The 25,800-nt window shown below is 67.0% G+C and carries 25 protein-coding genes and 1 tRNA gene; 14 read left to right on the top strand and 12 right to left on the bottom strand.

The window, feature by feature from the left end; genetic code table 11:
* Nucleotides 1–6 precede the first annotated feature (6 nt).
* The 6 genes from CAURIS_RS03420 (at nucleotide 7) to CAURIS_RS03395 (ending at nucleotide 4,420) form a co-directional block, all read left to right on the top strand.
* Nucleotides 7–780 (top strand): 3'(2'),5'-bisphosphate nucleotidase CysQ, encoded by a 774-nt coding sequence (locus CAURIS_RS03420; RefSeq protein ID WP_290342825.1) that lies wholly within the window; start codon nucleotides 7–9, stop codon nucleotides 778–780.
* 10 nt (nucleotides 781–790) lie between these two features.
* On the top strand, nucleotides 791–1,588 hold the full coding sequence (locus CAURIS_RS03415) for a thymidylate synthase (protein WP_290342824.1): 798 nt from the start codon (nucleotides 791–793) through the stop codon (nucleotides 1,586–1,588).
* Nucleotides 1,585–2,061, top strand: a complete 477-nt coding sequence (locus CAURIS_RS03410) for a dihydrofolate reductase (protein WP_290342823.1) — start codon at nucleotides 1,585–1,587, stop codon at nucleotides 2,059–2,061. The genes CAURIS_RS03415 and CAURIS_RS03410 overlap by 4 nt, the downstream gene beginning before the upstream one ends.
* A complete protein-coding gene (locus tag CAURIS_RS03405; protein WP_290342822.1) occupies nucleotides 2,058–2,297 on the top strand; it encodes a mycoredoxin in 240 nt (79 codons plus the stop codon). Before CAURIS_RS03410 ends, CAURIS_RS03405 begins: the two co-directional genes overlap by 4 nt.
* A gap of 17 nt (nucleotides 2,298–2,314) precedes the next feature.
* Nucleotides 2,315–2,387, top strand: a tRNA-Arg gene (locus CAURIS_RS03400).
* Between the two features lie 380 nt (nucleotides 2,388–2,767).
* On the top strand, nucleotides 2,768–4,420 hold the full coding sequence (locus tag CAURIS_RS03395) for an ABC transporter ATP-binding protein (protein ID WP_290342821.1): 1,653 nt from the start codon (nucleotides 2,768–2,770) through the stop codon (nucleotides 4,418–4,420).
* Between the two features lie 1,143 nt (nucleotides 4,421–5,563).
* On the opposite strand, the gene CAURIS_RS03390 is transcribed toward CAURIS_RS03395, so the two are convergent.
* The 3 genes from CAURIS_RS03390 to CAURIS_RS03380 form a co-directional block, all read right to left on the bottom strand.
* Entirely contained in the window at nucleotides 5,564–6,322 is a 759-nt protein-coding gene (locus tag CAURIS_RS03390; protein WP_290342820.1) for a hypothetical protein, read from the bottom strand.
* Nucleotides 6,323–6,585: 263 nt separating this feature from the next.
* Nucleotides 6,586–7,464, bottom strand: a complete 879-nt coding sequence (locus CAURIS_RS03385) for a 3-hydroxyacyl-CoA dehydrogenase (protein WP_290342819.1) — start codon at nucleotides 7,462–7,464, stop codon at nucleotides 6,586–6,588.
* 116 nt (nucleotides 7,465–7,580) lie between these two features.
* Nucleotides 7,581–9,008, bottom strand: coding sequence for a PQQ-binding-like beta-propeller repeat protein (locus CAURIS_RS03380; protein ID WP_290342818.1), 1,428 nt, complete (start codon nucleotides 9,006–9,008; stop codon nucleotides 7,581–7,583).
* 49 nt (nucleotides 9,009–9,057) lie between these two features.
* Here CAURIS_RS03380 and CAURIS_RS03375 point away from each other — a divergent pair, with 49 nt between their 5' ends.
* Both CAURIS_RS03375 and panB read left to right on the top strand, forming a co-directional pair.
* The gene (locus CAURIS_RS03375; RefSeq protein WP_290342817.1) at nucleotides 9,058–10,482 is read left to right on the top strand and encodes a GntP family permease; all 1,425 of its coding nucleotides are present in this window, start codon (nucleotides 9,058–9,060) and stop codon (nucleotides 10,480–10,482) included.
* A gap of 35 nt (nucleotides 10,483–10,517) precedes the next feature.
* On the top strand, nucleotides 10,518–11,321 hold the full coding sequence (panB, locus tag CAURIS_RS03370) for a 3-methyl-2-oxobutanoate hydroxymethyltransferase (protein WP_290342816.1): 804 nt from the start codon (nucleotides 10,518–10,520) through the stop codon (nucleotides 11,319–11,321).
* On the opposite strand, the gene panC is transcribed toward panB, so the two are convergent.
* The gene (gene panC / locus CAURIS_RS03365; RefSeq protein WP_290342815.1) at nucleotides 11,318–12,109 is read right to left on the bottom strand and encodes a pantoate--beta-alanine ligase; all 792 of its coding nucleotides are present in this window, start codon (nucleotides 12,107–12,109) and stop codon (nucleotides 11,318–11,320) included. The genes panB and panC overlap by 4 nt on opposite strands.
* Nucleotides 12,110–12,199: 90 nt before the next feature.
* On the opposite strand from panC, the gene CAURIS_RS03360 reads away from it, so the two are divergent.
* Nucleotides 12,200–13,042, top strand: a complete 843-nt coding sequence (locus CAURIS_RS03360) for a DUF1906 domain-containing protein (protein WP_290342814.1) — start codon at nucleotides 12,200–12,202, stop codon at nucleotides 13,040–13,042.
* Nucleotides 13,043–13,084: 42 nt separating this feature from the next.
* Here CAURIS_RS03360 and CAURIS_RS03355 read toward each other — a convergent pair whose 3' ends face one another.
* The 5 genes from CAURIS_RS03355 to CAURIS_RS03335 all read right to left on the bottom strand — a co-directional run bounded on the left by CAURIS_RS03355 (nucleotide 13,085) and on the right by CAURIS_RS03335 (nucleotide 17,888).
* A complete protein-coding gene (locus CAURIS_RS03355) occupies nucleotides 13,085–14,740 on the bottom strand; it encodes a monocarboxylic acid transporter (RefSeq protein ID WP_290342813.1) in 1,656 nt (551 codons plus the stop codon).
* A gap of 6 nt (nucleotides 14,741–14,746) precedes the next feature.
* A complete protein-coding gene (locus CAURIS_RS03350) occupies nucleotides 14,747–15,025 on the bottom strand; it encodes a DUF485 domain-containing protein (protein WP_290343296.1) in 279 nt (92 codons plus the stop codon).
* A 267-nt stretch (nucleotides 15,026–15,292) separates the two neighbouring features.
* Nucleotides 15,293–16,126, bottom strand: a complete 834-nt coding sequence (locus CAURIS_RS03345; RefSeq protein ID WP_290342812.1) for an aldo/keto reductase — start codon at nucleotides 16,124–16,126, stop codon at nucleotides 15,293–15,295.
* Between the two features lie 63 nt (nucleotides 16,127–16,189).
* On the bottom strand, nucleotides 16,190–16,549 hold the full coding sequence (locus CAURIS_RS03340; protein WP_290342811.1) for an FKBP-type peptidyl-prolyl cis-trans isomerase: 360 nt from the start codon (nucleotides 16,547–16,549) through the stop codon (nucleotides 16,190–16,192).
* 100 nt (nucleotides 16,550–16,649) lie between these two features.
* On the bottom strand, nucleotides 16,650–17,888 hold the full coding sequence (locus tag CAURIS_RS03335; RefSeq protein WP_290343295.1) for a citrate synthase: 1,239 nt from the start codon (nucleotides 17,886–17,888) through the stop codon (nucleotides 16,650–16,652).
* Nucleotides 17,889–18,198: 310 nt separating this feature from the next.
* Between CAURIS_RS03335 and serC the strand changes: the two genes are divergently transcribed.
* From serC to CAURIS_RS03320, 3 genes are all read left to right on the top strand, one after another.
* Entirely contained in the window at nucleotides 18,199–19,332 is a 1,134-nt protein-coding gene (gene serC / locus CAURIS_RS03330; RefSeq protein WP_290342810.1) for a phosphoserine transaminase, read from the top strand.
* Between the two features lie 74 nt (nucleotides 19,333–19,406).
* On the top strand, nucleotides 19,407–20,261 hold the full coding sequence (sepH, locus tag CAURIS_RS03325) for a septation protein SepH (RefSeq protein WP_290342809.1): 855 nt from the start codon (nucleotides 19,407–19,409) through the stop codon (nucleotides 20,259–20,261).
* Between the two features lie 10 nt (nucleotides 20,262–20,271).
* Complete coding sequence (locus CAURIS_RS03320; protein ID WP_290342808.1) at nucleotides 20,272–21,132, top strand: DUF6928 family protein; 861 nt, start codon at nucleotides 20,272–20,274, stop codon at nucleotides 21,130–21,132.
* On the opposite strand, the gene CAURIS_RS03315 is transcribed toward CAURIS_RS03320, so the two are convergent.
* Both CAURIS_RS03315 and CAURIS_RS03310 read right to left on the bottom strand, forming a co-directional pair.
* Nucleotides 21,129–21,950 (bottom strand): TrmH family RNA methyltransferase, encoded by an 822-nt coding sequence (locus tag CAURIS_RS03315; RefSeq protein ID WP_290342807.1) that lies wholly within the window; start codon nucleotides 21,948–21,950, stop codon nucleotides 21,129–21,131. The genes CAURIS_RS03320 and CAURIS_RS03315 overlap by 4 nt on opposite strands.
* A complete protein-coding gene (locus tag CAURIS_RS03310; RefSeq protein ID WP_290342806.1) occupies nucleotides 21,947–23,404 on the bottom strand; it encodes an NCS2 family permease in 1,458 nt (485 codons plus the stop codon). The genes CAURIS_RS03315 and CAURIS_RS03310 overlap by 4 nt, the downstream gene beginning before the upstream one ends.
* Before the next feature lie 95 nt (nucleotides 23,405–23,499).
* On the opposite strand from CAURIS_RS03310, the gene CAURIS_RS03305 reads away from it, so the two are divergent.
* Nucleotides 23,500–24,195 (top strand): hypothetical protein, encoded by a 696-nt coding sequence (locus CAURIS_RS03305; RefSeq protein WP_290342805.1) that lies wholly within the window; start codon nucleotides 23,500–23,502, stop codon nucleotides 24,193–24,195.
* A 43-nt stretch (nucleotides 24,196–24,238) separates the two neighbouring features.
* Here CAURIS_RS03305 and CAURIS_RS03300 read toward each other — a convergent pair whose 3' ends face one another.
* A complete protein-coding gene (locus CAURIS_RS03300) occupies nucleotides 24,239–25,000 on the bottom strand; it encodes a DUF3027 domain-containing protein (protein ID WP_435384021.1) in 762 nt (253 codons plus the stop codon).
* Between the two features lie 10 nt (nucleotides 25,001–25,010).
* On the opposite strand from CAURIS_RS03300, the gene CAURIS_RS03295 reads away from it, so the two are divergent.
* Entirely contained in the window at nucleotides 25,011–25,796 is a 786-nt protein-coding gene (locus tag CAURIS_RS03295; protein ID WP_290342803.1) for a glutaminyl-peptide cyclotransferase, read from the top strand.
* Nucleotides 25,797–25,800 lie beyond the last annotated feature (4 nt).

Below are 25,800 nucleotides of genomic sequence, written 5' to 3'. Positions count from 1 at the left end.
ATAACCATGACGGCTTCGTACTCTGACTTCCGGCTGACCAACCTGATCGCGCAGGGCACCGGCGAGATTCTCAAGGGCATCCGGGGTGTCGGCCTGCTGCGGGGCCGCGAGCTCGGCGAGGCGGGCGACGACCTCGCCCAGAACTGGATCGCCCGGGTGCTGTCCCAGCACCGCCCGGAGGACGGCTTCCTTTCCGAGGAGGCGGCGGACAACCAGGAGCGCCTGGGCAAGGACCGGGTGTGGATCGTCGACCCGCTCGACGGCACCAAGGAGTTCGCCACCGGCCGCCAGGACTGGGCTGTGCACGTCGCACTGGTGGAAAACGGGGTGCCCACCCACGCCGCGGTGGGCCTGCCGGACTTGGGGGTGGTGTTCAAGTCCTCGGACGTGCGCCACGTCTCGGGCCCGTACGCGCGCAAGATCGCCCTGTCGCGCAACCGCCCGCCGGCGATCGCGGGGGCGGTGGCCGAGGCGCTCGGCTTTGACACCGTCGGCGTAGGATCGGCGGGAGCGAAGGCGATGCGCGTCCTGCTCGGCGACTACGACGCCTACGTCCACGCCGGCGGGCAGTACGAGTGGGACCAGGCCGCGCCCGTGGGCGTTTCGCTGGCGGCGGGGCTGCACTGCTCGCGCCTCGACGGCTCCGAGCTGCGCTATAACAACGCGGACACCTACATCCCCGACCTGCTCATTTGCCGCCCCGAGCTGGCCGAGGAGATCCTGAGCATCTGCGCCGCCTTCCGCGACGAGCACGGCGACTACGAAGGCCCCGCGGCCTAGAAAGGTATCCATGGTTCCCACCCCCTACGAGGACCTGCTTGACGACGTCCTCACCAACGGAACCCCGAAAGGCGACCGCACCGGCACCGGGACGCTCAGCGTCTTCGGCCGCCAGCTGCGCTACGACCTCTCCGAGGCCTACCCCCTGCTGACCACCAAGCGCATCTACTTCAAGGGCGTCGTCGGAGAGCTGCTGTGGTTCCTCCGCGGCGAGTCCAACGTACGCTGGCTGCAGGACAACAACATCCGCATCTGGAACGAGTGGGCCGACGACACCGGGGAGCTCGGCCCGGTCTACGGCGTGCAGTGGCGTTCCTGGCCCACCCCGGACGGCCGGCACGTCGACCAGATCGAGCAGGCGCTTGCGACGCTGCGAGACAACCCGGATTCGCGCCGCAACCTGGTTTCGGCGTGGAACGTCGCCGAGCTGGACAAGATGGCGCTTTTGCCCTGCCACCTGCTGTTTCAGCTCTACGTCGCCGAGGGGACCCTGTCCATGCAGGTCTACCAGCGCTCGGCCGACATGTTCCTCGGGGTGCCCTTCAACATCGCCTCCTACGCCCTTTTGACCCACATGTTTGCCCAGCAGACAGGGCTGAAAGTCGGCGAGCTCATCTGGACGGGCGGGGATTGCCACATCTACAACAACCACATCGCGCAGGCCAAGGAGCAGCTCTCCCGAACGGCGCGGCCCTACCCGCAGCTCGCGCTGCGCAAGGCGCCCTCCCTGTTCGAGTACACCTTCGACGACATCGCTGTCGAGGGCTACGCCCCCCACCCCACCATCACAGCGCAGGTGTCCGTATGATCGGCGCGATCTGGGCCGAGGACCTCGACGGCGTCATCGGCGACGGCGCGGGCATGCCGTGGCACCTCCCCGAGGATCTCAAGCGCTTCAAGGCCGTGACGCTGGGCCACCCTGTCATCATGGGGCGCACCACGTGGGAGTCGCTCCAGGTGCGCCCGCTTCCGGGCCGGGATAACATCGTCGTCTCCTCGCGCGCGCCCGGCGAGTGGTCGCGCGGCGCCACCGTCGTGCCGCGGCCGCCGGAGGAGTTCGACGGCGACGCCTGGATCATCGGCGGGGCGCAGCTCTACGCCGCCACGCTCGATACAGTGGACGTCATCGAGCGCACGCTTATCGACGCCCGCACCGCCCCCTCCACCCCCGTCTACGCGCCCCGCATTCCCGACGCGTTCACGCTGGTTTCCGAGGCGGGCTGGGAGACGTCGACAAGCGGGCTGCGCTACACGTCCCAACGTTTCGAAAGGACAGCATGACCATCTACGCCACCACCTGGTGCCCCTTCTGCCGCTCACTGCTCGCCGCCCTGAGCGGCACCGACATGGACTACGAGGTCGTCGACGTGGACCAGGACCCCGAGGCCGCCGCCTGGGTCGAGTCCGTCAACGGCGGCAACCGCGTCGTGCCCACCGTGCGCTACTCCGACGGCACCCACGACACCAACCCGCCGTTCGCGCAGGTCAAGGCCAAGTACGAGGAGCTTAACGCGTAGGGTACGCTACCTGTATTGCCCTAGTAGCTCAGTGGATAGAGCACGGCTCTCCTAAAGCCGGTGTCGGAGGTTCGATTCCTCTCTGGGGCGCTTTGTCATGAGTCGCGTCATGCTTGACGCATGAGTCGCGACATGCTGGACGGACCGGCATCCCAGTTGTTTTTGTTCTGGGGTGTGTCAAGCCCCGGGTTTCGTAGAGGCTCTTTTTCTTGGTTTCCTAGAGGGTGTCAGGTGTTTTGTGCGTGAAACTCTTTCAGATCAGAACCTCATACACGAACAAACGGACACTCTCAGCCGAGGAGGTCTCGCCCTCCACATCTGAGTATGGGGTGATGCCGGTCCGTTCGGCAGGCTACGCGCAAGATGAGGATCCTGTCTTTTGCTATCGTTTTAGGGTGCGAAATGGAATCGCTGAGGCACTGCATCAACTGTAGTCCTCCGGCTAGAGCCTGAACCAGGGTGTTTGAATAATGACTGTCTTTAACCTTCTGCGGAGCAATGCTGGGCTGATCACTCTAGGAATCGTCCTGTCATTGTTAACCACCGTTGTTACTCTTTTCCAACCCGCGCTCGTCGGCCAATTGATATCCGGAGTCAGTAGCGGAGAGTTTCAGCAACCCCTTGTACTGCTGCTGCTAGCTATTCTGGGCTCAACCCTTTTGACAGCCGCCACTATGTACGTGGTCTCAATCGCAGCGGATCGAACGGTCCGTGACATGCGCAAAAAGATCACGAATCACCTTCTCTACCTGCGGGTGGGCGAGTTCGAAAAGGGCGGGTCAGGTAGCTTTACCACACGGGTCACGTCAGATACCTCCATCGTGAGTACTGCTTTTTCTTCCACCCTTACTGATTTCGTCGGGGGGTTCACCGTCATCATCGGTGCGCTTATCTATATGGCGGTGGTGGACTGGAAATTGCTCCTGGTTGTTGTAGCAGTGCTGCTGGTGGCCTTAGTGGTTATTGTGGCTATCTCGAGCTCGCTACAAAACCACTCTTCGAAAGTACAAGACCACCTTGCAGCGCTCGGGGACATTCTCCAGTCGGCGTTATCTGCAATTCGAACTATCAAGGCTTTTCGGGTGGAAACGAGAGTCATTGGCAACTTGGCAACCGAGATCGACCACGCCTACCGAAACCGGCGGAGGATGAGTTTTGTAGAAGCCGTTCTTGAGCCCTTGAGCACTGTAACGTCCTACATTGCACTTCTCGCGGTTGTTCTTTTCGGCTCCATTAGGTTGAGCAACGGTGATTTGTCGGGAGAGTCACTTACCGTCTTCGTTACCGCGCTATTTCTGATGCTTGCCCCGATCGTGCAGGTGTCTCAGTCCCTTGGCACCTTCTTTGAAGCGCGAGGGGCACTGGACAGAATTAACCGGCTTTTCAGCCTCGAAGTCGAAGATTCAACCGAGTCAGATTCGCTTCCCGGTCCCAGGTCCATCCCCGCTGGCTCCGTTGAGTTTGACTCAGTCTCGTACAGCCGGGAGGGGCAAACGATCTTAGATAACGCATCCATAACGGTGCCCGCAGGCGAGAAAGTGGCGCTCACAGGCGCTTCTGGCGCCGGGAAAACCACCATATTCAGTCTTCTGCTGAAGTTTTACGATGTCTCGTCCGGCCATATCCGTGTTGGAGGACAAGACCTCGAAGACTGGAACAGAAGGGCTCTTCGAACCATGGTTGCGTATGTTGAACAGGAGCCTGACCTACTTCCCGGCACGCTCAGAGAGAACCTGATCCTCGGCACAGAGGAGAGTTTCGGCGACGAAATACTAATCGCCATGCTAGATCAGTTCGGGTTGAAGAAGTTTGCCAGCGCCGATGGACTAAGCAGGTTAGTAGGCTCCGGTAATAGTGGATTGTCGGGCGGGGAGCGACAGCGAGTTGCCATCATCCGCGCTGTCCTTCAAAAATCGCCGGTCATCCTTGTAGATGAGCCAACATCCGCTCTCGATTCAACGTCAGCAGAGCTGTCCATGAGCAGGTTGTTGGAGACCGATTCCACGGTCATCTTCACCTCCCACGATGCAAACATCGTGAGTCTGGCAGAACGGACCCTCGTAGTGGCCGACGGAAAGATCGTCGAAAGCACACCAAAAAGGAGGCAGTCTACAGATGCGTAACCACGTCCTCTTACTGGCGCAACCAGGGGGCCAAGTGCACGGTGACTGGCCTCGAACCCGGCTGGCGGGGCGAGCCTGGTCGCACCGTGAAGCCGTCGGTGGTTTACTATTCGCCGGACTCGGCGACGTTGTTTCAGCCGCTTGTGGGCCGCATGATCGGGTTGCGGATGCGCTAGGCTTTGGCGCGCCGCTCGACACTGGGCTTCCTGTATCGCTGTGATGTATCAGGCCCGTGTTGAGGGCGTCGAGCGCCAGACCGGTACGCAGTGTGGCGCGGATACTCGCCAGCCGGCGATCATCCAAGGAAAAACGTCCATGACGAGCACCACGAGGGCCAGCCCGCGTGCGCGCGAACGTAGGTCAGATCGGCGAGCCAGAGCTGCATCGCGGCGGCAACGAACTTCCGGCTGATCTTGCGGGCACCCCGATGCCCTCGGCCAGCCAGACGCCGAGATTCCCGCGTGCCGGGGGCGATCTGGCCTGGGCGGCGGAGTGATCGCGCGGAGCGTTCTGCGCACGACATCCTTCAAGCCGCCACAGATCGGCTCAAGCACGAACCGGCCCCAGTGTTGGCCGATAAAGCCACGCTCGTCTTCCACATCTCGTTGGCCCGGCGCAGTTGACGGACTTCACGTTCGAGCTCGGCCTGACGGACCCACCTCCGCAACGCTCCACGGTGCACCCCGAACTGACCGGCGGCCCGCCTGATCGCCCCGCAGGCCGAATCAGGGCCCGTCCGAGAGTTCATCGCTCACCGCGTAGCCCGCTGCTAGAACTCAACGCTGTACTTCCTCGGTACCGTCGGACTCTCATCATCTTTCCCGGGCTTGAAAGCCTCCACCAGACCCGGGGCGAACCTGCGACGCAACGGGGTAATGGGCTACTTTTCCGCGCCGAAACGGACCACTTCCCAAGCCGAACTGGACTACCTACATCAGATCAGACGTGGCCGGAGCATGCCGGAACGCGCGATATAAGTGGTTCCTGATGCCCACGGTGAACGCAATGATTGCAATGACGGTGACGCCACAAGCCTTGGGTGCCAACAGACCTGGCCCCTCCTCCCCTCGCCTCGAGGGGAAGGCTCAAGATACTGAGTATCCGGGCGGGGCGTCGGGGCCCGCTGCTTGCTCCGGGGTGGCCCTAGAGGCGCTCGAGGATCATGCCCCGAGTGTCGTTGACGGCCTGAATGGACGCCTCGTCGGTCGCGCTGGTGCTCAGGCTAACGATGGCGCCGTTCTTCTCCGCGAGGGTGCTGTACACCTGCAAGGGCTGACCGTCGCCGACGTCGGTGGTCTGGATCATCGAGTAGCCGTCCTCCGCGTCGGCTTCGAAGGGCTGCTCCTCGACCGTGACGGTTTGGGTGAGGCCCGCCACCTCGACAGTCATGGAGCTGCACTGGTCGAGGTTGACCGCCGCGTTAGCCAGCGGATCGTCCGCGATGGACGAGTCGTAGGCGACGATGTTGAGGTCGTCGATGATCGCGGTGCCGATCGTCAGCGTTTCGGGCGCGATCTGCGAGGAGTCGAAGGAACCCGAGCTCTCCCGGAACGCCTCGTCGCAGGCAGGCGGCTCGACACTGACGTCTTCGAACTCGCCGCTGGTGAGTTCGGCGACCTCCTTGAACTGCGCGATCTCCTCGGGCGTGCCCACGCTGATCTGCTGGTCCTTGTAGGTAATGCCTTCAAGCAGCGTGGTGAAGTCGTGATCTGCGGGCTCCTCCGCCGCGGTATCGTCCGCCGGGGCGGGCGAAGGGCTCTCCGCGTTCTGCGCGTTCGCCGGATCGTCCTGGGCCGTCTCCGGGGCGGAGCCGACAGGATCCTCCTGCTCGCTGCAGCCCGCCACCGCCAGAAGCCCGGCGGCCGCGGCAGTAGCTCCCAAAGCCTTGAGTGTGCGAGTCATAGGTTCTCCCATTCCTGTCATTCGAGGTGTACGGTCGTTTCCTGCGCGCCGCAGGCGCGGTGTCCTTCACTATAGACACCCCCGGCGCCGGGGACGAGGGCGTTGTGCTCGGCGCGGTCCCCGCCGCGCGCCGAACCGGGCGCTCAAATGGAGATCCATGTGCTGGGCCCTGCGCGTGAGCCGTGGCGTCGATAAGCATGAGAAAACCCGCGCAGCGGCACCTGATGTGCCACCGCGCGGGCTGCCCGAAGGTTTAGCTCACGCTACTTCTCGCTGTGGTCGTAGAAGCCCTTGCCGTTTTCGGCGCCGTAGCGGCCCTCGTCGAGGTAGTCCTCCTTGACGGTCTTGACAAAGCGCTCCTGCCACTCGGGGACGTCGCCCTTTTCGATCTCGTTGGACTCGATGGCGTAGAGCGTGCGCAGGCCCACCAGATCCATGATCTCGAACGGACCGTCCGGCGAGCCGGTGGACACCTTCCAGTCATTGTCGATGTCCTCGATCGTGGCGTAACCATCGATCCACAGCTCCTGTGCCGCCCGCAACAGCGGGATGAGCAGGGAGTTGAGGATGTAGCCGCCCTTTTCCTTCTCCAGCACGGCCGGCACCATGCCGATCTCCTCGGCGAACTCGGTCAGCGTCTCCACGAGCCCGTCCTTGGTGCCCTTGTGCGGCATAATCTCGGCGATGTTGCGCACCCAGATGTTGTTGGCAAAGTGGATGTGCAGGAAGTCCTCCTCGCGCCCGCTCGACGGCGCAATGTCGGAGGGCAGCATCGTCGAGGAGTTAGAGCTAAAGATTGCCCCCTCCTTGGCAGCCTTGCCCACCTTGGACCACACGTCGTCCTTGATGTCGGCCTTCTCCGGCACGGCCTCGATAATGAGGTCGGCCTCCTTCACGGCCTCCTCCAAGTCGGACGTCTGCTTCAGGCGCTCGCGGGCCTCGGCGACACCCTCCTTCGTGGCGTCTTCGACCTCGCCGACGTAGCGGTCCTCGAAGGAATCGAAGCGCTTCTTCGCAGCCTCCACCGCGTCATCGTCGATGTCCCACGACGTCACGTTGAAGCCCTTGTAAGCAATCTGGAAGGCAATCTGAGCGCCGAGGACGCCAGCGCCAAGAACGGTCACATTCTTGATGTCAGTCATAAATCCGTCTCCTTGAACGTATCGTTTTTCGGTGACATAACCACGATACGTCCGTTTCGGAGAACCTTCAACGGCTATTGCAAATAATTTCCAAAAATCCACCCAGCCAACGCCGCCTAACCTGCGGAGGACGACTGCCAGGAGGACAGCCCGCCCGGGCCGCCCGCCTCCATCCGGTACACGCCCGTGACCGCGCCCTGCCACCACACGCCCCCGGGCGTGATCGTGCCCACCATCTCCAGGGTGTCCCGCAGCGGGGTGTGGGCGATTCGGTTGCGGGAGGTCACGGCGCCCGTGGAGGCGTCGATAGTAATGGCGTCGAAGGCGAGGCCGGTCACGCCGAAAAGCGGCGGGCGCTCGACGGTGTAGATCGTGTTGTTCGCGGTGGACAGGCGCGGCACGGCCGCAGAGGCGATGGGCTGGGACCAGGAGCGCACGCACTGCCCCCCGGCGGCCTCCGGCACCTCGAAGCGCTCCATACCACCGGTGAAGGCGGCCAGCGGCGGGTTGCTCGGCCCGGCACCCTCCGGCACCGCCGGGTAGGGGTAGCCGTAGGTGCTGGCGACGACCACGGAGGTGCCCACCCCAATCGCCGAGTTCTCCGTGCCGCTGCGCCCTGGGCTAAACAGCGGGGCCGAGCAGACCGGAGCGCCGTCGGCGGCGGAGTAGACCAGCAGGTGCTCCTGGTCGTCGGCGTTGTCCGTGATGGTCACGTACTCGCCGCCCGTGGGTCCGAAGAACGTGGGCGTCGCGCCGGTGCCCCAGCTCAGCTGGCCGGGCTTGCGGGCGCTGCCGCGGTCGTAGGGTTGGCGCCACAGCACCCCGCGGTCGGCCGTCAGCACGTAGAGGGCGTGCGAGGTCGCCACCGCGACGCGCTCGCCGTGGGCGGAGATGGAGTTGTCGATGCGCTCGCCCGCGCCCGGCGTGGCCTGCCCCAGCTGGAACTCGCGCAGCGCGGGGGCAGAATGGTTGCCCTCGTCGGCGGCGAGCACGCCCACGCGCCCGCGGGCCGTGGCCAGCCAGATGTTGCCGGCGGAATCGGGCACGAGCCCGACCACGGAGTCGCCCGGCGCGAGGAGTCCGGCCACGTTGAAGCGCTCGTCGACGGCGATGGTGGCCGCGCCGCCGCCGGTGTTCTTGGCCAGCTTGACCAGCTCGTTGTTCCCCGTGACCAGGACCAGCCGGCCGCGTTCGTCGAGGTAGGCGTAGACGCCGCCGAGCAGGGAGCCCTTGGGGATGTCCATGCTGGCGAGGGTTTTGCCGCTTAGCGGGTCAAGGAGCATGGCCACGGGCGCGCGGTCGATGATTTTCGTGCACAGCGCCCAGATCGCACCGTCAGAATCGGCCAGGATCGTCGGACACGCCGCCGCCTTGACGTGGAAGTCCGCCCGGAGAGGGCCCGGGGCGGGCCCGGCGAACGCGAAGGTGTCGGAGGACTCGGCGTCGCCGTGCATCGTCGCCACGGCCGAGGTCGCGGCTGCTAGGGGCGCGCCCACGGCGAGGGCGGCCGCGGCCAGGAGCGCTGGCAGGGTACGGGAAAACACTCACACAGCATAGAAGCCGCGCCCCGGGCCGTCTAACATATTCCTCCGCGTGAATAGAACCGATTGGAGCACCATGACCGGCCTGCCGCTCATGGCGGCGTTCGCCGTCGCCATCGCCGTTTTGATCCTCATGATCTCGGCCCTGAAGGTCCATCCCTTCCTGTCGCTTCTTGGGGTCTCGCTGGCGTTCGGCCTCGTCGGCGGCGTGCCGCTGCTCGACGCCGTGGGCCCCGACGGCGAGGTTAAGACGCCGGGCATCGCCACCCTCATCGGCGAGGGCTTCGCCGAGACCTTCGCTTCCTTCGGCCTCGTCATCATTTTCGGCACGCTCATCGGCCTCCTCCTCGAGAAGACGGGGGCGGCCTTTCAGCTCGCCGACGCCCTCGTGCGCGTCATCGGCACCCGCCACCCGGTCCTGGCCATCGAGCTGATGGGCTGGGTGGTTTCCATCCCTGTGTTCAGCGACTCCGGCTACGTCATCCTCAACCCGGTGCGCAAGGCCTTGGCCCAGCGCACCGGGGCTTCCCCCGTCGCCATGGCGATCGCCCTGTCGGCGGGCCTGTTCACCTCACACGTGTTCATCCCGCCCACCCCGGGGCCGATCGCCGCGGCCGCGAACCTGGGGCTGGAGGACAGCCTGCTGCTCATCATCGGGCTCGGCGCGCTCGTCTCCCTGCCGGCGCTCGCGGTGGCTTACGCCTACGCGGTCTACATCGGCTCGCGCATCACCACCCCGGAGAGCGAGGCCGTGCCGGACGGGGACGTCGCGGCGGCCTACGAGAAGCTGCGCGCCTCCTACACGCGCCTGCCGTCGACGGCGCTGTCCGTCTCCCCCATCCTCGCCCCGATCCTGCTCATGGCCGCAGGCTCCGTGGCCACCGCGCTGGACTACCGCGAGGGCGCCGGGGCGCTCGTGGTCTTTCTGGGCACCCCGACGATCTCGCTGGCCATCGGGTTCGTCCTAGCGTTCTTCCTGCTCGTGCAAACCGGCATGGCGGGCAGCTTCCACTCCTTCACGGAGGAGGGGCTGCGCACCGTCGGGCCGATTTTGCTCATCACCGCCGCCGGCGGGGTGCTCGGACGCGTAATCGCGGCGACGGACGTGGTGGACTTCATCGCGGACAACGCCACGCAGCTGTCCCACCTGGGGCTGCTGTTCCCTTTCCTCGTCACCGCGATGTTCAAGACGGCGCAGGGCTCGACAACTGTCGCGATGGCCACCACCTCCAGCATCGTCGCCCCGCTGCTGCCCGCGCTCGGGCTGGCCGACCCCGTCGAGGTGGGGCTGGCCGTGATGGCGATTGCCGCCGGCTCCCTCGTCGTCTCCCACGCCAACGACAGCCACTTCTGGGTGGTCACCAACCTTTCGCAGCTCACTCCGCAGCAGTCCTACCGCTCGCAAACGGTGGTGACGGCCCTGATGGGGGTCGCGTCCATGGCGTTCATCTGGGTTCTCGGGCTGGTTCTGGCCTAGTGCGTGTCAGATCTGGCGCCTTTTAGACTGTCCCCATGACCAGCTACCTCTCCCCAACCACAAAGGTCCGGGTATCCGACCTGAAGGCGAAGAAGCGCTCCGGCGAAAAGTGGGCCATGCTCACCGCCTACGACTACTCCACGGCGCGCGTTTTCGCCGCCGCGGGGATCGAGTGCCTGCTCGTGGGCGACTCGGCCGCCAACGTCGTCTTCGGCTACGAGACGACCAACCAGGTCTCCCTCGACGAGATGGCCTACCTCGCCGCCGCGGTGGTGCGCGGTGCGGGCAACGCGCTCGTGGTTGTGGACCTGCCCTTCGGCACCTACGAGGCCAGCGACGAGCAGTGCGTCAAAAGCGCCACCGAGCTCGTCCGCCGCAGCGGCGCGCACATGGTCAAGCTCGAGGGCGGGGCACGGATGGCGGGGCGGATCCGCGCGCTGAAAAACGCGGGCCTGGCCGTGTGCGCCCACGTGGGGTTCACCCCGCAGTCGGTGGACAACCTCGGCGGTTTCAAGGTGCAGCGGGCCTCCGTGCAGGAGGACACGGACGCCGTCGTCGACGCCGGGGCGGACATGGTCGTCTTCGAGATGGTCCCGGCGGCGCTCGCCGCGCAGATCACGCAGGCCTGCCCCATCCCCACCATCGGTATCGGCGCGGGCGCGGGCACCGACGCGCAGGTGCTGGTGTGGCAGGACTTGGCCGACCTGCCCGCCGGCGGGCGTAGGCCGCGCTTCGTGCGCCAGTTCGGCGCCGTTGGCGAGGAGCTGGCGCGCGCCGCCGCGGCCTACAAGCAGGCAGTGGCGGAGGCCACGTTCCCCACCGACGAGCACACGTTCTAGACCGCCACGTTGTCTATCAGCCGCGTCGATCCCACCCGCGCGGCCACCAGCAGCCGCTTCGGGCCCGCGTAGCCCGCGGCGACCGGTTCGAGCCCCGCCGTGGTGAGCTCGAGGTAGTCGAGGTCGACGCCCTCGGTGGCGTCGATAAGCATGCGCGCCTTATCGACGTCCTTCGTGGCCAAAGCCTGCGACAGCACGCGCGCCACCTCGGCCTCACGCGGAGACAGGTAGCGGTTGCGCGAGGACATCGCCAGCCCCGATTCTTCGCGCACGATCGGGCAGCCGTGGACGCGCACGGGCAGGTTGAGGTCCTCCACCATCTGCCGGATGAGCACGAGCTGCTGGTAGTCCTTCTCCCCGAAGAAGGCGTCGGTGGCGCGGGTGAGGGCAAACAGCTTGGCGACGACCGTGAGCACCCCGGCGAAGTGCGTCGGGCGCGACGCGCCCTCCAAAATCGCGCCGGTGGGGCCGGGATGGATGGTGGTGCGCGGGCCCGCCGGGTACATCGTGGCCACGCTCGGGGCGAAAACCGCGGCGACGCCCTCCCCCTCGAGCAGGGCGAGGTCCTCGGCGAGCGTGCGCGGGTAGGCGTCGAGGTCCTCGCCCGGGGCGAACTGGAGGGGGTTAACAAAGATGCTCACCACCACTGGCGCGTCCAGCTTCGCCGCCTCGCGCACGAGGGAGAGGTGGCCCTCGTGCAGCGCCCCCATGGTGGGCACGAGGCTGATGGCCGTGGCACCGCCGAGGGCACCGTGCAGCTCGTCGGGAGTGTGGGTGAGTGCAGTCATGCCGGACAGGCTACTCCCCCGGGGTCCGGCCGAAGGTGATAAGTTACGCGTGTCAACTCCAGTTACCCGTGGGACCGCCAGGAGGAACCCATGACCCACCGCCGCTTCACCCGCCGCGACTTCTTCACGGCCGCCGCCACCGCCGCAGCAGCAGGTGCCCTCGCGCCGCGCGCCGCCGCTCAGCCCCGCGTGCTTGGCACGGTGCTCGACTACTCGGCGGGCGTGCCCACGGGCCGCTCCGTCCGGGCCGCCGGCCACCTTGGCGCCGTGCGCTACGTCTCCCAGCCACGCCCGGGCGCGTCCTGGATGCGCGGCAAGCCCGTCCTATCCAACGAAACGGAGGATTTCCGCGTCAACGGGCTCGCCACGGCCTCCGTCTACCAGTACGGCAAAGGTGACACTGCGGACTGGCTGGCCGGAGCCGCCGGGGCCACCACCCACGCCCCGCAAGCCATCGCGCTGCACCGCGCCGCGGGCGGGCCGACGGGGCGCCCGATCTACGTGGCCATCGACGATAACCCCACCCGCGCCCAGTACGACTCCCAGATTCGCCCCTACCTGCGCGCCTTCTCGGCTGCGCTGGGCGCCGCCGGGTACCAGACGGGAGTGTACGGCAACTACAACGTGATCCAATGGTGCGTCGAAGATGGCATCGGCACCTACTTCTGGATGCACGACTGGGGCTCCGGCGGCCGCATCCACCCCCGCGCCCAGCTGCACCAGCCCTCGGGCCGGCGGACCTTTATCGACGGCGTCGAATGCGACGTCAACAACGTTTTCGCCACCGACTGGGGCCAGTGGACGCCCGGCGGCGCTTCTCTCCCGCCAGCCCCCGGCCCGCTTCAGCAGGCGGTGCAGGCCTCCAGCCAAGCCTCCTCGCAGCTGCCCGTTGACCAGGTGGTAAGCGCCGCCCGGGCAATACTGGGCAAGTAAAAAAAGGGGACCTCGCGGTCCCCTTTTTCTTCTCTTCCGGTCTTAGTGGTCGACCGGGGCCTCGACGCCCACACCCGTCAGGGAGCGGACCTCCATCTCCGCCTGGAGGTGGTCGAGGTTGTCGGGCTTGCCCAGGAACGTGCCCACCACGCCGGCGAGGAAGGCCAGCGGGATGGAGACGATGCCGGGGCTGGTCAGCGGGAAGATCGCCCAATCAGCGTCCGGGAACATCGCGTTCGGCGCGCCGGAGACAGCCGGCGACAGGATGATCAGCAGCAGGGCCGAGCCCAGGCCGGTGTAGATCGAAGCGACGGCACCGGTGGTGTTGAAGCGCTTCCAGTACAGCGAGTACAGGATGGTCGGCAGGTTCGCCGAGGCCGCGACGGCGAAGGCCAGGGAGACCAGGAAGGCGACGTTCTGGCTCATCGCCAAGATGCCGAGCACGATAGCGACGATGCCGATGACCACCACGGTGATGCGGGAGACGCGAACCTGCTCCGCCTCGGTCGCCTGGCCGTCGCGAAGCACAGCGTCGTAGACGTCGTGGGCGATGGACGCGGAGGCCGTAATCGCCAGGCCCGCGACGACCGCCAGCACGGTGGCGAAGGCGACGGCAGAGATGAGCGCCATGAAGATGGATCCGCCCAGCTCGAAGGCGAGCAGCGGCGCTGCCGCGTTCGCCGCACCGGGCGCGGCCAGGATGCGGTCCGGGCCGACGAGGGCCGCGGCGCCGTAGCCGAGGACCAGGGTGAGCAGGTAGAAGGCGCCGATAAGGACGATGGCCCAGGTCACGGACTTACGCGCTTCCGTCGCGGTGGGCACGGTGTAGAAGCGCATGAGCACGTGCGGCAGGCCGGCGGTACCGAGGACCAGGGAGAGGCCGAGCGAGATGAAGTCGATCTGCGAGGTCAGCGTGGCGCCGTAACGCAGACCAGGGGCGAGGATCTCAGAGGCCTCGTAGCCCTGCTCCTGGATGTACTGGGAGCCCGCGTGCATGTCCACGGCGTCGCTGAACAGGGTGTTGAACCCGCCCCGCACGGCGACGAACACCAAAACGGTCATGATGGCCACACCGCCGATGAGCAGCACGGCCTTAATCATCTGCACGTAGGTGGTGCCCTTCATGCCGCCGATGAGCACGTAGGCGATCATGACGATGCCGACGACCAGCACGCACGCGGCCTGGGCGCCGAAGGAGTGCAGGTTGAGCAGCACCGAGACGAGCGAGCCGGCGCCCGCCATCTGCGCGATCAGGTAGAACAGCGAGACGAACAGGGTGCCGAAGGCGGCCGCGACGCGGACCGGCTTCTGGCGCAGGCGGAAGGACAGCACATCCGCCATGGTGAAGCGGCCAACGTTACGCAGCGGCTCGGCCACCAGCAGCAGCGCCACGAGCCACGCCACGAAGAAGCCGATGGAGTAGAGGAACCCGTCGTAGCCCGTCAGCGCGATCGAGCCGACGATGCCCAGGAACGAGGCTGCAGAGAGGTAGTCGCCGGCGATGGCCAGGCCGTTTTGCGTGCCGGAGAAGGAGGCGCCGCCGGTGTAGAAGTCGGCGGACTCGCTCGTGGTCTTCCCGGCGCGGGTGACGATGAAGAGGGTGACGATGATGAAGACGGCAAAGATAGCGATGTTGAGCAGCGGGTTGCCCACGCCCTCGGCTTCCGCCGCCTCCTGAGCCAGGTACAGGGTATTCATCTCTTTCTAGCCCTCCATCTCTTCACGGATGCGCGCCGCGCGCGGCTCGATGTTCTTGTTGGCGTAGACCACGTAGGCCCACGTGATGAGGAACGTTGTCACGAACTGGAGAATGCCCAGCCAGATACCTACGTTCAGCCCCAGGAAGGGTTGTGCCATGGCGTCGGCGAAGAACGTCGCCACGAGGACGTAGAAGAGGTACCAGATGAAAAACGCCGCGGAGACCGGGAAGGTAAACCCCCGGTACGCCTTGCGCAGTCCTTGAAACTCGGGGCTTTTCTGCATCGCCTCGAATTCGCCCGGGGAGGGCTCGCGGCGGGTGGGGACGCGGGTCGATCCTTGGGACACGGCCTCATCCTTTCTTTGCTCTGTCACTGAAAATGCCGTTGCAGGCAGCACTATGGTGCGCGCAACCAGACATGAAGAATGTAACCCAATGCACACGAGCAAAAGATAGGTTTTGCCTTACTACGCGTCAGGCGCTCCCCCCGCCACCCCCGGCAGGCCCCCTCACCTGCCTAAACGAAAGATAGTATGTGTACCCCCGCGGTCTTAACGGCTCTCCGGGAACACGCGGGGATCGCCCCACATACGCCCGCTCTCCACGGCGCCCAGCGCCGCCACGTCCTCCGCGTCGAGCTCGAGCTCCACCGCGGCGAGGTTTTCCACCAACCGCTGCGGGTTCGCCGTTTTCGGGATCACCGAGCACCCCAGCCCCATGAGGTACGCCAAGACGACCTGCGCCGGGGTGGCCCCGTGCTTGTCGGCGACGGCCACGATCTCTGGGGCGTCGAAGTTCGCGCCACGCGCCAGGGGCGCCCATGCCTCCGTGAGCACGCCCTTTTCGCGGTGGTACTCGCGCAACTCCGGCTGGGTGAAGCCGACGTGGAGCTCCACCTGGTTGAGCGCGGGGACAACCCCGGTTGCCTCGATTACCTCATCGAGGACCTCCGGGTAGAAGTTGGCCACGCCAACGGACTGCAGCTGCCCCAGGCCCTGCAGCTTAGTCAGCTGATCGAAGGCCTCGGTGTAGAGCCCGCGCTGGGGCCACGGCCAGTGCACGAGATACAGGTCCACGAAGTCCAGGCCGAGGCGCTTCAGCGACTCCTGGTAGGCCTCGCCCGCGCGGTGCTGGTCGTCGTTCCACAGCTTGGTGGTGACGAAGAGCTCCTCGCGGGTGACGTCCCCGGCCGCGATCGCGTCTCGGATCGCCTTTCCTACCTCGGCTTCGTTGCCGTAGAGCGCTGCGGTATCAATGTGCCGGTAGCCGAGCTCGATGGCGGTGCGGACAATCGTGCCCACCTCCTCCCCCGGGAGCTTGTAGGTGCCCAGGCCGAGCAGGGGCAGGTCGTAACCGTCGTTGAGGGTGGTAACAGGAATGCGCATGGCCCCTATTGTGCCACCGGAAGGCGGCGCAAGGGGCCAGCAGCTTGGCCGAGAGACGGCGCGCTAGTTCGCGTCGAGCAGGTCGATGACGAAAACGAGGGTGCGCCCCGACAGCGGGTGCCCGCCGCCCGCGGGGCCGTAGGCCTTCTCCGGCGGGATGGTCAGTTCTCGGCGGCCGCCGACCTTCATGCCGGGGATACCCTCCTGCCAGCCTTCGATGAGGCCCGCGAGCGGGAACTCCGCGGCCTCGCCGCGGTCCCAGGAGGAGTCGAACTCCTCGCCGGTTTCGTAGTCCACGCCAAGGTAGTGGACCTTGACGTAACCGCCGGCGACGGCCTCGTCCCCTTCGCCGATGGTGAGGTCCTCGATCACGAGGTCTACGGGGGCCGGCTCCTGCGGAACCTCAATGCTGGGCTTTTCCATAATGAATACTCCTTAATTAACGAAAAACCGCCGAGAATGCGCTCCCAAGTATAAGGGAAACGTCACTCTCGGCGGTACGGGTACTCCGGGCTCGGGCGGCCTAGCGCTGGTCGCGCGGCAGGAAGGGGCGCTGGGTGGCGCCGGTGTAAATCTGGCGCGGGCGGTTGATCTTGGAGTTCATCTCCAGCTGCTCGCGGTAGTGGGCGATCCAGCCCGGGAGGCGGCCGATGGCGAACAGGACGGTGAAGAAGTCCGTGGGGAAGCCCATCGCCCGGTAGATCAGGCCGGTGTAGAAGTCGACGTTCGGGTAGAGCTTGCGGGAGATGAAGTAGTCGTCCTTCAGGGCGATCTCCTCCAGCGACAACGCCAGGTCCAGCAGCTCGTCGCCGCCGAAGTGCTCGAGCACCTCGTGGGCGGTGTCCTTGACGATGGCCGCGCGCGGGTCGTAGTTCTTGTACACGCGGTGGCCGAAGCCCATGAGGCGCACGCCCTTTTCCTTGTTCTTCACGCGGTTCATGAAGTCGGTGGCGTCGCCGTCGTGGTTGTTCTTGATGTCCTCCAGCATCTCCAGGACGGCCTGGTTAGCGCCGCCGTGCAGCGGGCCGGCGAGCGCGTTGATGCCGCCGGCAATGGAGACGAACATGTTGGCCTGGGCGGACGCGATCATGCGCACGGTGGAGGTGGAGCAGTTCTGCTCGTGGTCGGCGTGCAGGATGAGCAGCTTGTCCAGGGCCTTGACCAGGATCGGGTCGATCTCGTAGGGCTCCGTGGGGTAGCCGAACATCATGCGCAGGAAGTTCTCGCGCGCGTTCAGGGAATTGTCCGGGTACATGTAGGGCTTGCCCTGGGAGGCGCGGTAGGCGTAGGCGGCAAGCATGGGCACCTTCGCCATGAGGCGGACGGTGGCCTTGTCCAGCTGCGCCTCATCCAGCGGGTCGAGCTGGTCCTGGTAGTACGCGGAGAGAATGTTGACCGAGGAGGCCAGCACCGCCATCGGGTGGGCGTTGCGCGGGAAGACGTTGAACGCCGCCTTGAAGTCTTCGTCAAGAAGCGTGTGGTGGCGGATCTCCTGGTTGAAGGACTCGAGCTGCTCGCTCGTCGGCAGCTCGCCGCGAATGAGCAGGTAGGAGACCTCGTTGAAGGTGGCATTGTTGGCCAGGTCGGCGATGTCGTAGCCGCGGTAGCGCAGAATGCCTTCCTCGCCGTCGATGTAGGTGATCTTGGACTCGGTGGAGCCGGTGGAGACGTAGCCCGGGTCGAAGGTGACCAGGCCCGTCTCGCTGAGGAGCTTGCCCAGCACGAAACCGTCGTTGCCTTCGGTCGCGCGCATGATGTCCATCTCGTACTCACCACCGGGGTAGTGGAGTACGGCCTTGTCGTTGTTTTCGGAAGCCACTTTTTACCTTTCCACGAAATAGGGGCGCCCCCCAAACACCACCCCGCGGTGCCCACGCTGGGATACTCCGGGCGTTGGGATACCTCGGGGTGGCCTTCTTAAGGGGAGGATCTCTGTAGGAGCCAATCCTAGCAAAGTTTGTGATACGCACGACAACATTCGCGCTTTTGAACCCCCACCACAGTTGACCCCGCTCAACACCGGTAGTGCATACTGTTATGCAAACTTCGCAACTGCTTAAGGAAGGGCCGCAATGAGCTCCTACCCCGCCATCCCCACCGACCTCATCCCCGCTGACGGCCGCTTCGGATGCGGCCCCTCCAAGATCCGCGGCGAGCAGATCCACGCGGTAGCCCAGGCCGCCGACACCGTCCTCGGCACCTCCCACCGGCAGCCGCCGGTGCAGAACGTGGTGGGCGCCATCCGCGAGGGCCTCGCCGAGCTGTTCGCCCTGCCGGAGGGCTACGAGGTCGTCCTCTCCCTCGGCGGCGCGACCGCCTTCTGGGACGCCGCCACCTTCGGGCTCATCGAGCGCGCCTCCGCCCACCTGTCCTTCGGCGAGTTCTCCTCGAAGTTCGCGAAGGCCGCCGCGAAGGCACCGTGGCTCGCCCCGCCAGAGGTGGTCACCGCCGAGCCCGGCTCGGCCCCCTCCCCGGGCGAGCTCGCGGACACCGACGCGGACGTCGTGGCGTGGGCGCACAACGAGACGTCGACAGGCGTGATGCTCCCCGTCACCCGCCCCAACGCCTCCTCGCTCGTGCTTGTCGACGCCACCTCGGGCGCCGGGGGCCTGCCCTTCGACGCCTCGGCGGCCGACGTCTACTACTTCTCCCCGCAGAAGTGCTTCGCCGCCGACGGCGGACTCTGGCTGGCGGCGATGAGCCCGGCGGCGCTCGAGCGCGTGGAGAAGATCGCCGCCTCCGGCCGCTTCATCCCGGCGTTTTTAGACATCAAGACCGCCGTGGACAACTCGCGCAAGAACCAGACGTACAACACCCCGGCCGTGGCCACGCTCGTCATGCTCGCCAACCAGGTGGAGTGGATGAATGATCACGGCGGGCTCGCTGGGATGGTTGCGCGCACGGAGGCGTCGTCACGCGTGCTCTACTCTTGGGCCGAGGCCCACGACCTAGCCACTCCCTTCGTCGCCGACCCCGCGGCGCGCTCCCTGGTCGTCGGCACCATTGACTTCGACGAGTCAGTCGACGCCACCGAGCTCGCCGCGGCGCTGCGCCGCAACGGGATCGTCGATACGGAGCCCTACCGCAAGCTGGGGCGCAACCAGCTGCGCATCGGCATGTTCCCCGCGGTGGCCGCGGCGGACGTGGAGAAGCTCACCGCGGCCATCGACTTCCTTCTGGAACACGGCGTCGGGCGCGCACGTTAGCCGCAGCGCATGAGTTAAGCTGGTCACATTGCCTACGGCCTCGTCCACGCCCTCAATCGACTGAAGGAGTTTGAATGCGCGAGCTGCACCTCATCGAGGAGGAATCGACGGAGACCTTCTACGTTCTCCGCGACGCGGACGGCGTCCGCTACCAGCTCGCGCGCGCCGAGCTCGACGGGAGCACTGAACCCGCCGATGAAACCCCCACCTTCACCGAGGTCGCGGCCGAGCGCAGCCTGCCCGAGCCGGACCCGCGCTTCTCGACGCCCCTATCGCTGCGCCCCAACGAGATCCAGTCGCGCATCCGCGGCGGCGCCACCCCCGAGGAGCTCGCGGAGGAGATGGGGGTGGCCGTCAGCCGCCTCGAGGTCTACGCCCACCCGGTTCTCCTCGAGCGCGCGCAGGTCGCCGAGGCGGCGAAGCAGTCGCACCCTGTGCGCGAAAACGGCCCGGCCAAGCTGACCCTCTTCGAGATCCTCGCTACCGCCTTCGCGGCCCGCGGCCACTCCATTTCCGCCGCTACCTGGGACGCCACCCGCGAGCCCGGCGACGACTGGGTGGTCCACCTGCGCTGGCAGGCCGGGCTGAGCGACAACGAGGCACTGTGGTCGTTTAGCCGCTCGATGGGCTCCGCTCCCACCACGGAAGCGCGCAACGCCGCGGCCGCCGACCTGACCGACCCCGACTTCGCGCCGCCAGTGCGCTCGCTGACCGCGGTCAACGACGCCAACGACGCTCCCCCGGGGCCCGCCGCGGGCACTGGGGCCGCGGACAGCGGGGACGCCGAAGACGTCGTTGCCGAGGGCGACTTCCTCCAGCACCCCGAACCCGAATCCCGGCCCCAGAAGCGCTCGCGCCGCGCCGTCACCCCGCACTGGGAAGACGTCCTGCTCGGCGTGCGCACCAACACGAAGCGCCCGCGCAAGTAAAGGGAAAACGATGAACTACCCCGCCGTTGTCACCGTCTGGTTCGTCACCGCCGCCGACCCCGCCGCCGTCCTAGGCGGCGAGCCCCGGGCGGACCGCGGCTTCGGGCGCAAGCTGCTCGCCCAGCTCAACCCCTCCTGGCCCATCACGCCGATCGGAGAGTTCCCCCTCAACCGCTCCTCCACCCCGGGCCCGGCGGAGTTCTACATCGCGGGTTACCCCGGCGTGGCGGTGGTGCGCACCTTCGTCGAGGACGTCTCCGTCCTCTCACAGGCGCTGCCGCAGCTGCGCGCGAGCCTGCCCTCCTCCGACACCTATATTTTCGCCGCGGGCACCGACAGCGACTTCGCCGGCTTCGCCCACTTCGCCGGCACGCAGGTGCGCCGCGCCTTCGCCGCGACCCGCAACGCCGTCCTCGAGGATGTCGGCCTTCCCGACCCCTTCGAGCTTCCCTTCTGGGCGGGCGAGGAGGCCGAGCAGGTCGGCGGGATTTCTTTGCCCTTCGACCCGGCCGACCTCGCCCGTGTGGCCGAGGAGAACTGGATCGGCGTTCCGGTCTCACCCGCCGGACCCGATATCCACGTCGTGGGCTACGCCGTTGACGGGCGCCCGGAGCCCAAGATCGACTCGCCCGCACCCACCACTAAGCCCACCACTAAGACTGTCTCCGAGGTCGCCGCCGCATTCGCCGCGGGTGAGGCGGGCTACGACGACTACGAGGTCACGGAATCCTCCGAGGCCGAGGGCGACGAGTTCGCCAGGCTTGCCGACGCCACCGTCGCCGCCGCCCGCCGCGTCGGCCGCGGTATCAAGCGCCAGGCGCGCACCGTGCGCGAGCGCATCGCCGAGCGCATCCGGCACTCGGACCGCTAGGCGCCTGCCTGGCGCGCCCTTTCGTAGAAGGCGACGGCGGCCGAGGTGGCGACGTTGAGCGAGTCCGTGCCCTCGGCCATCGGGATCTTCGCGCGCACGTCGGTGGCGCGCATCGCGTGTTCGGTCAGGCCCGGCCCTTCCGCGCCGACGAGGAGCGCAACTTTGTCGTTTTCCCGGCCGGCCAGGGCGTCCTTGATGTGGACGGCGCCGTCGGCGGGCGTGAGGGAGACGAGCCACCAGCCTTCGTCGCGAAGCTGCTCCAGCGAGCGCTGCCACGTCGTGCTCGTGCCGTCCAGGTGGGCGAACGGGGTGCGCAGCGCGTGGCCCATGGACACGCGGACGCTGCGCCTGTAGAGCGGGTCGGCGGTGGCGGCGCCGAAAAGCACGCCGTCGACGCCCATGCCGGCGGCGTTGCGGAAGATGGAGCCGATGTTCTCGTGGTCGCCGACCCCCTCGAGGACGACGACGGTGCGGGCGCCTTCGATGACCTCGGCGACGCTCAGCGGGGCGGGGCGCTCCCCCACCGCGAGCAGGCCGCGGTGCATGTCGTAGCCGGCGACCGAGCCAAGCAGCTCGCGGGTGACCTCGTAGACGGGCACGCCCGGCGGCAGCTGGGCGCCGAAGTCGGCGAGGAAGGAATCGAGCCGGCCGCCGAAGCCGATGACGCTGCGGACGGGGAAGCGGGATTCGACGAGGCGGCCGCACACGAGGGGGCCCTCGGCGAAGACGAGGTCTTTCTTTGTGTCCGAGTGCTTCAGGTCGCGGATGTCGTCGAGGCGCGGGTCGGCGGGGTCGGTGATGGTGGTGCGGCGCGTCATCCCAGGGCCTCCATGATCGGGCCGTGGGCGAAGAAGACGACGAAGAGCGCGGAGATGACCCACATGATCCAGTGGATCTCTTTGCGCTTGCCCGCAAACAGCGCCATCAGCGTAAACGAGATGAAGCCCACGCCGATGCCGTCGGCGATGGAGTAGGTAAACGGCATGGTGGCGATGGTGAGGAAGGCAGGCAGGGCGATGTAGAACTTCGACCACTCGATGGTGCCCACCTGCATCATCATGAGTGCGCCCACGACGACGAGGACGGGGGCGGCGGCCTCGATGGGCACGATGCCGTAGAGCGGGGTGAAGAACATGGCGAGCAGGAACAGCACGCCGGTGACCACGTTGGCCAGCCCGGTGCGGGCGCCGTCGGCGATGCCCGCCGAGGAGTCCACGAAGACGGTGTTGGACGAGGAGGACGCGGCGCCGCCGAGGACAGCGCCGAAGCCCTCGACGACCAGGGCGCGCTTCAGGTTGGGCAGCTCGCCGTTGTCGTCGGTCAGCTGCGCCTGGCGGCCCAGGGCGGTCATGGTGCCCATCGCGTCGAAGAAGTTCGCCAAAACGAGGGTGAACACGAGCAGCGAGGCGGCGACGACGCCGGCGTGGACGAAGGCGCCGAAGAGGTCGACGTCGCCGACGATGGACAAGTCGGGCACCCCGCCGAGGGAATCAGGCAGGGAGGGCACCGCCAGCGCCCACCCCGAGGGCGAATCGGCGGCAGAGCCGGCGCCGACGACAGCCTCGACGATCAGGGCGATGACCGTGGTGGCCACGATGCCGAGGAACAGCCCGCCGGGGATGTTGCGGATCACGGCGAAGCCGCAGATGAGGAGGCCGATGACGAAGACGAAAGTGGGCCACGAGGCAATCGAGCCGTCGATGCCGAGCTGGACCGGAACGGTAGTCATCGCCTCGTCGGGAACGCGGCGGACAAATCCGGCGTCAACGAGCCCGATGAGCGCGATGAACATGCCGATGCCGACGGACATCGCCGCCTTCATCGAATCCGGGATGGCACGGAAGACGGCGGTGCGGAAACCGGTGACGGCGAGGATGCAGATGATGATGCCGTCGATGACGACCAGCCCCATCGCCTCCGGCCAGGTCAACCCCTGCTGGCCGACGAGGGTCACGGCGACGAGCGTGTTGAGCCCCAGGCCCGTTGCGATGCCGAAGGGGTACTTGGCCACCACGCCGAACAGGATGGACATCACGCCGGCCGCGAGGGCCGTCGCCGCCGCGACCTGGGGGACGCCGAGGACCACGCCCTCGCGGTCCGGGCTCGTTCCGATGATCAGCGGGTTCAGCAGGACGATGTAGGCCATGGCGAAGAAGGTGACCACTCCGCCGCGCACCTCGGTGCCTACCGTGGAGCCGCGCTCGGTGATGTGAAAAAATCGGTCGAGCCCTCCGCCGGGGCGGCGCCGTGCTGTGGATTCGCTGGTACTCACGTACTGCTTCCCTTCGTTGTGCGTTCTCGCGCGATGAAGTTGTCGGTCTAAGCCTGTCACCGCCGGGGCGAAATGAGAAATTGAGGAGTATTGTCGTGCAGGTTTTTTCCTTCGTGGTCACGGAGGGCACCGTCGTCGACGCGCCCGCCTACGCCCGGGCCCTCCGCGCGCTCGGTGTGTCCGCGGCCGATTTGAACCGCCTTCGCGTGCGCCTCTCCCTCGTCTCGGGCACCCGCCGGGCGGTAATCGAGGTCAGCGGCGGCCTCGCGGCGCTTTCCCTGCGCCCGCTGACCCCCTCGCCCGAGGAAATCACCGTCGATTCCTCCCCGCTGCGCGACGAGCGGGAAAACCCGGCCGTGCACGGCCCCGACTGCGGGTGGCAGCGCTTCGCCCTCGCCTCGCTGTCCACGCACGAGGGCCTGCTTATCGACGCCCACTCCCGCGTCCCCCAGGCCATCGCCGCGGCCCTGCTCACTATCGCGACCGACGGCACCGCGCGCGTGCGGGTATCGGGGCACCCGCATACGACGCCCTCTATCGCGCTGGACGGCGTGCTGGACATCCTCGCGTGGCGGGGCGCGACGATCGATCCCGCCCCGGCCGGCTTCCGCGTCGCAGATCTCATGGAGGCGGAAACCTGGCTGGTCGACCCGGTCTACGGAGCGCGCCTCGTCTCCGGTTGGCGCGAGTACGCCGCGACCGTCGGCGGACGCACCGCGCTGCAACGCGCCGGGCTTCCGACGCACAGGGAGGTCAACGAGCTGCGTCGGGCGCGGGCCTCGTCGTTCTAAACAGTTTGTACGAGCCCAGTATCACGCGCCCAGTACCACGCGCCTAGTACAGGGGCTTTTCGTCGTCGTAAGGCGTGCCCGCGGAGCTGGCCTCCGTGTCAACCTCGGTGTCGGAGTGCGCCCCACAGCCGTAGCTGGCGGCCACGACGCGCCCGTCGGCGGAGTACTCGTTGGTGCACACCCCGAAGTTGTCGCCGACGGGCTCACCCAGCGGCACCCAGAACGCGCAACTGCGACAGTGCAGGGTGGCCTGCTCGGCGAACTCGCTGTTGGGACCGAACTCGCCGGTGCGCCAGCGCGTTTTCGCGTCCTCTAACCCGGCGCGGGTGAGGTAACGCTTGGTGTCGCGCCCGGCGAAGGTCACGGCGTCGCGGGAGAAGGAATCCTCGGTGAGGCGGTCGTCGTCGGGCGCGGGCGCCATGAGGTCGCCCGGGCCGAGGTCCCCGGGCCGCAGGCGCTCGGAGTAGGGCACCCAGTCGGGCGCCTCGAGGGCGTCGCCGCTCGGCGAGGGAACGAGCGCAACCTCGTTGACGGTGACCCAGGTGGAGCCGGTGGCGCAGGCCACGACCGCGTTCCACTCCCAGCCCGGGTAGCCCGGCTCGTCCGCCGCGAAGCGGTGGGTGGCCACGTTGGGGCTTACCCCCGCCACGCCGATGTGCTCGCCCACCTCGCCCCCGGCGATCTCTTCGAGGGCCTCCCTGGCGGTGGCGACGGCCCGGTCCCCCAGCAACGGGCGGCGGGGGCGGGAGGAACGGGAAGATCTGGTGGAAGCAGACACGCACTCATTATGCGTGAGGTGGTGCATGATAGTGAGCATGGGTCTTTCTGCGCGCGCCTTTTGCTACCTCGCCGTGCTTTCCGTCGTGCTGCCCGGCGCGGCGGCGTGCTCGGCCGCCGCCGAAGGTCCGGAGCAGCTGCAGGCGGTCGTCCAGGCCCGCTACGACTTTGACCCCGGCAGCTTCACCCAGGGCCTCGAGGTCGCCGAGGACGGCACCCTCTACGTGGGCACCGGCCAGGAGGGCGAGTCGCGGGTGTACCGCCGCACGGTCGAGGGCGACGAGCTGGTCAGCGCCGGGCTCGATCCGGAGTACTTCGGCGAGGGCATCACCCGCGCGGGCGAGCACCTGTGGCAGCTGACCTGGCGCAACGGGGTGGCCATCCAGCGCGACGCCGAGACGCTGGAAGAGACGGGGCGTGCCGGAATCGACGGGGAGGGCTGGGGCCTGTGCGCGCGCCAGGACGAGCTGATCTATTCCGATGGCACCAGCTACCTGCGGCGGATGGACCCCGAGACGATGCAGGAGCGCGAGCGCTTCGAGGTCACCCTGGAGGGCAGCCCCGTCAGCGGGATCAACGAGCTCGAGTGCGTGGGCGGCGCGGTGTACGCCAACGTCTTCCTCACCACCGATATCCTCCGCATCGACGCCGACTCGGGCGCGGTCACGGCCGTGATCGATGCGTCCGGGCTGGAGAACAACGCAGCCCCCGACCCGAATAACGTCCTCAACGGCATCGCTCACATCCCGGGCACCGACGAGTTCTACCTCGCGGGCAAACGCTGGCCCGACCTGTACCGCGTCAGTTTCGAACCCGCCGGTTAGACTC

It is taken from the genome of Corynebacterium auris (assembly GCF_030408575.1).
Classification (GTDB): domain Bacteria; phylum Actinomycetota; class Actinomycetes; order Mycobacteriales; family Mycobacteriaceae; genus Corynebacterium; species Corynebacterium auris.
This window is presented reverse-complemented; position numbering and strand designations above follow the sequence as displayed.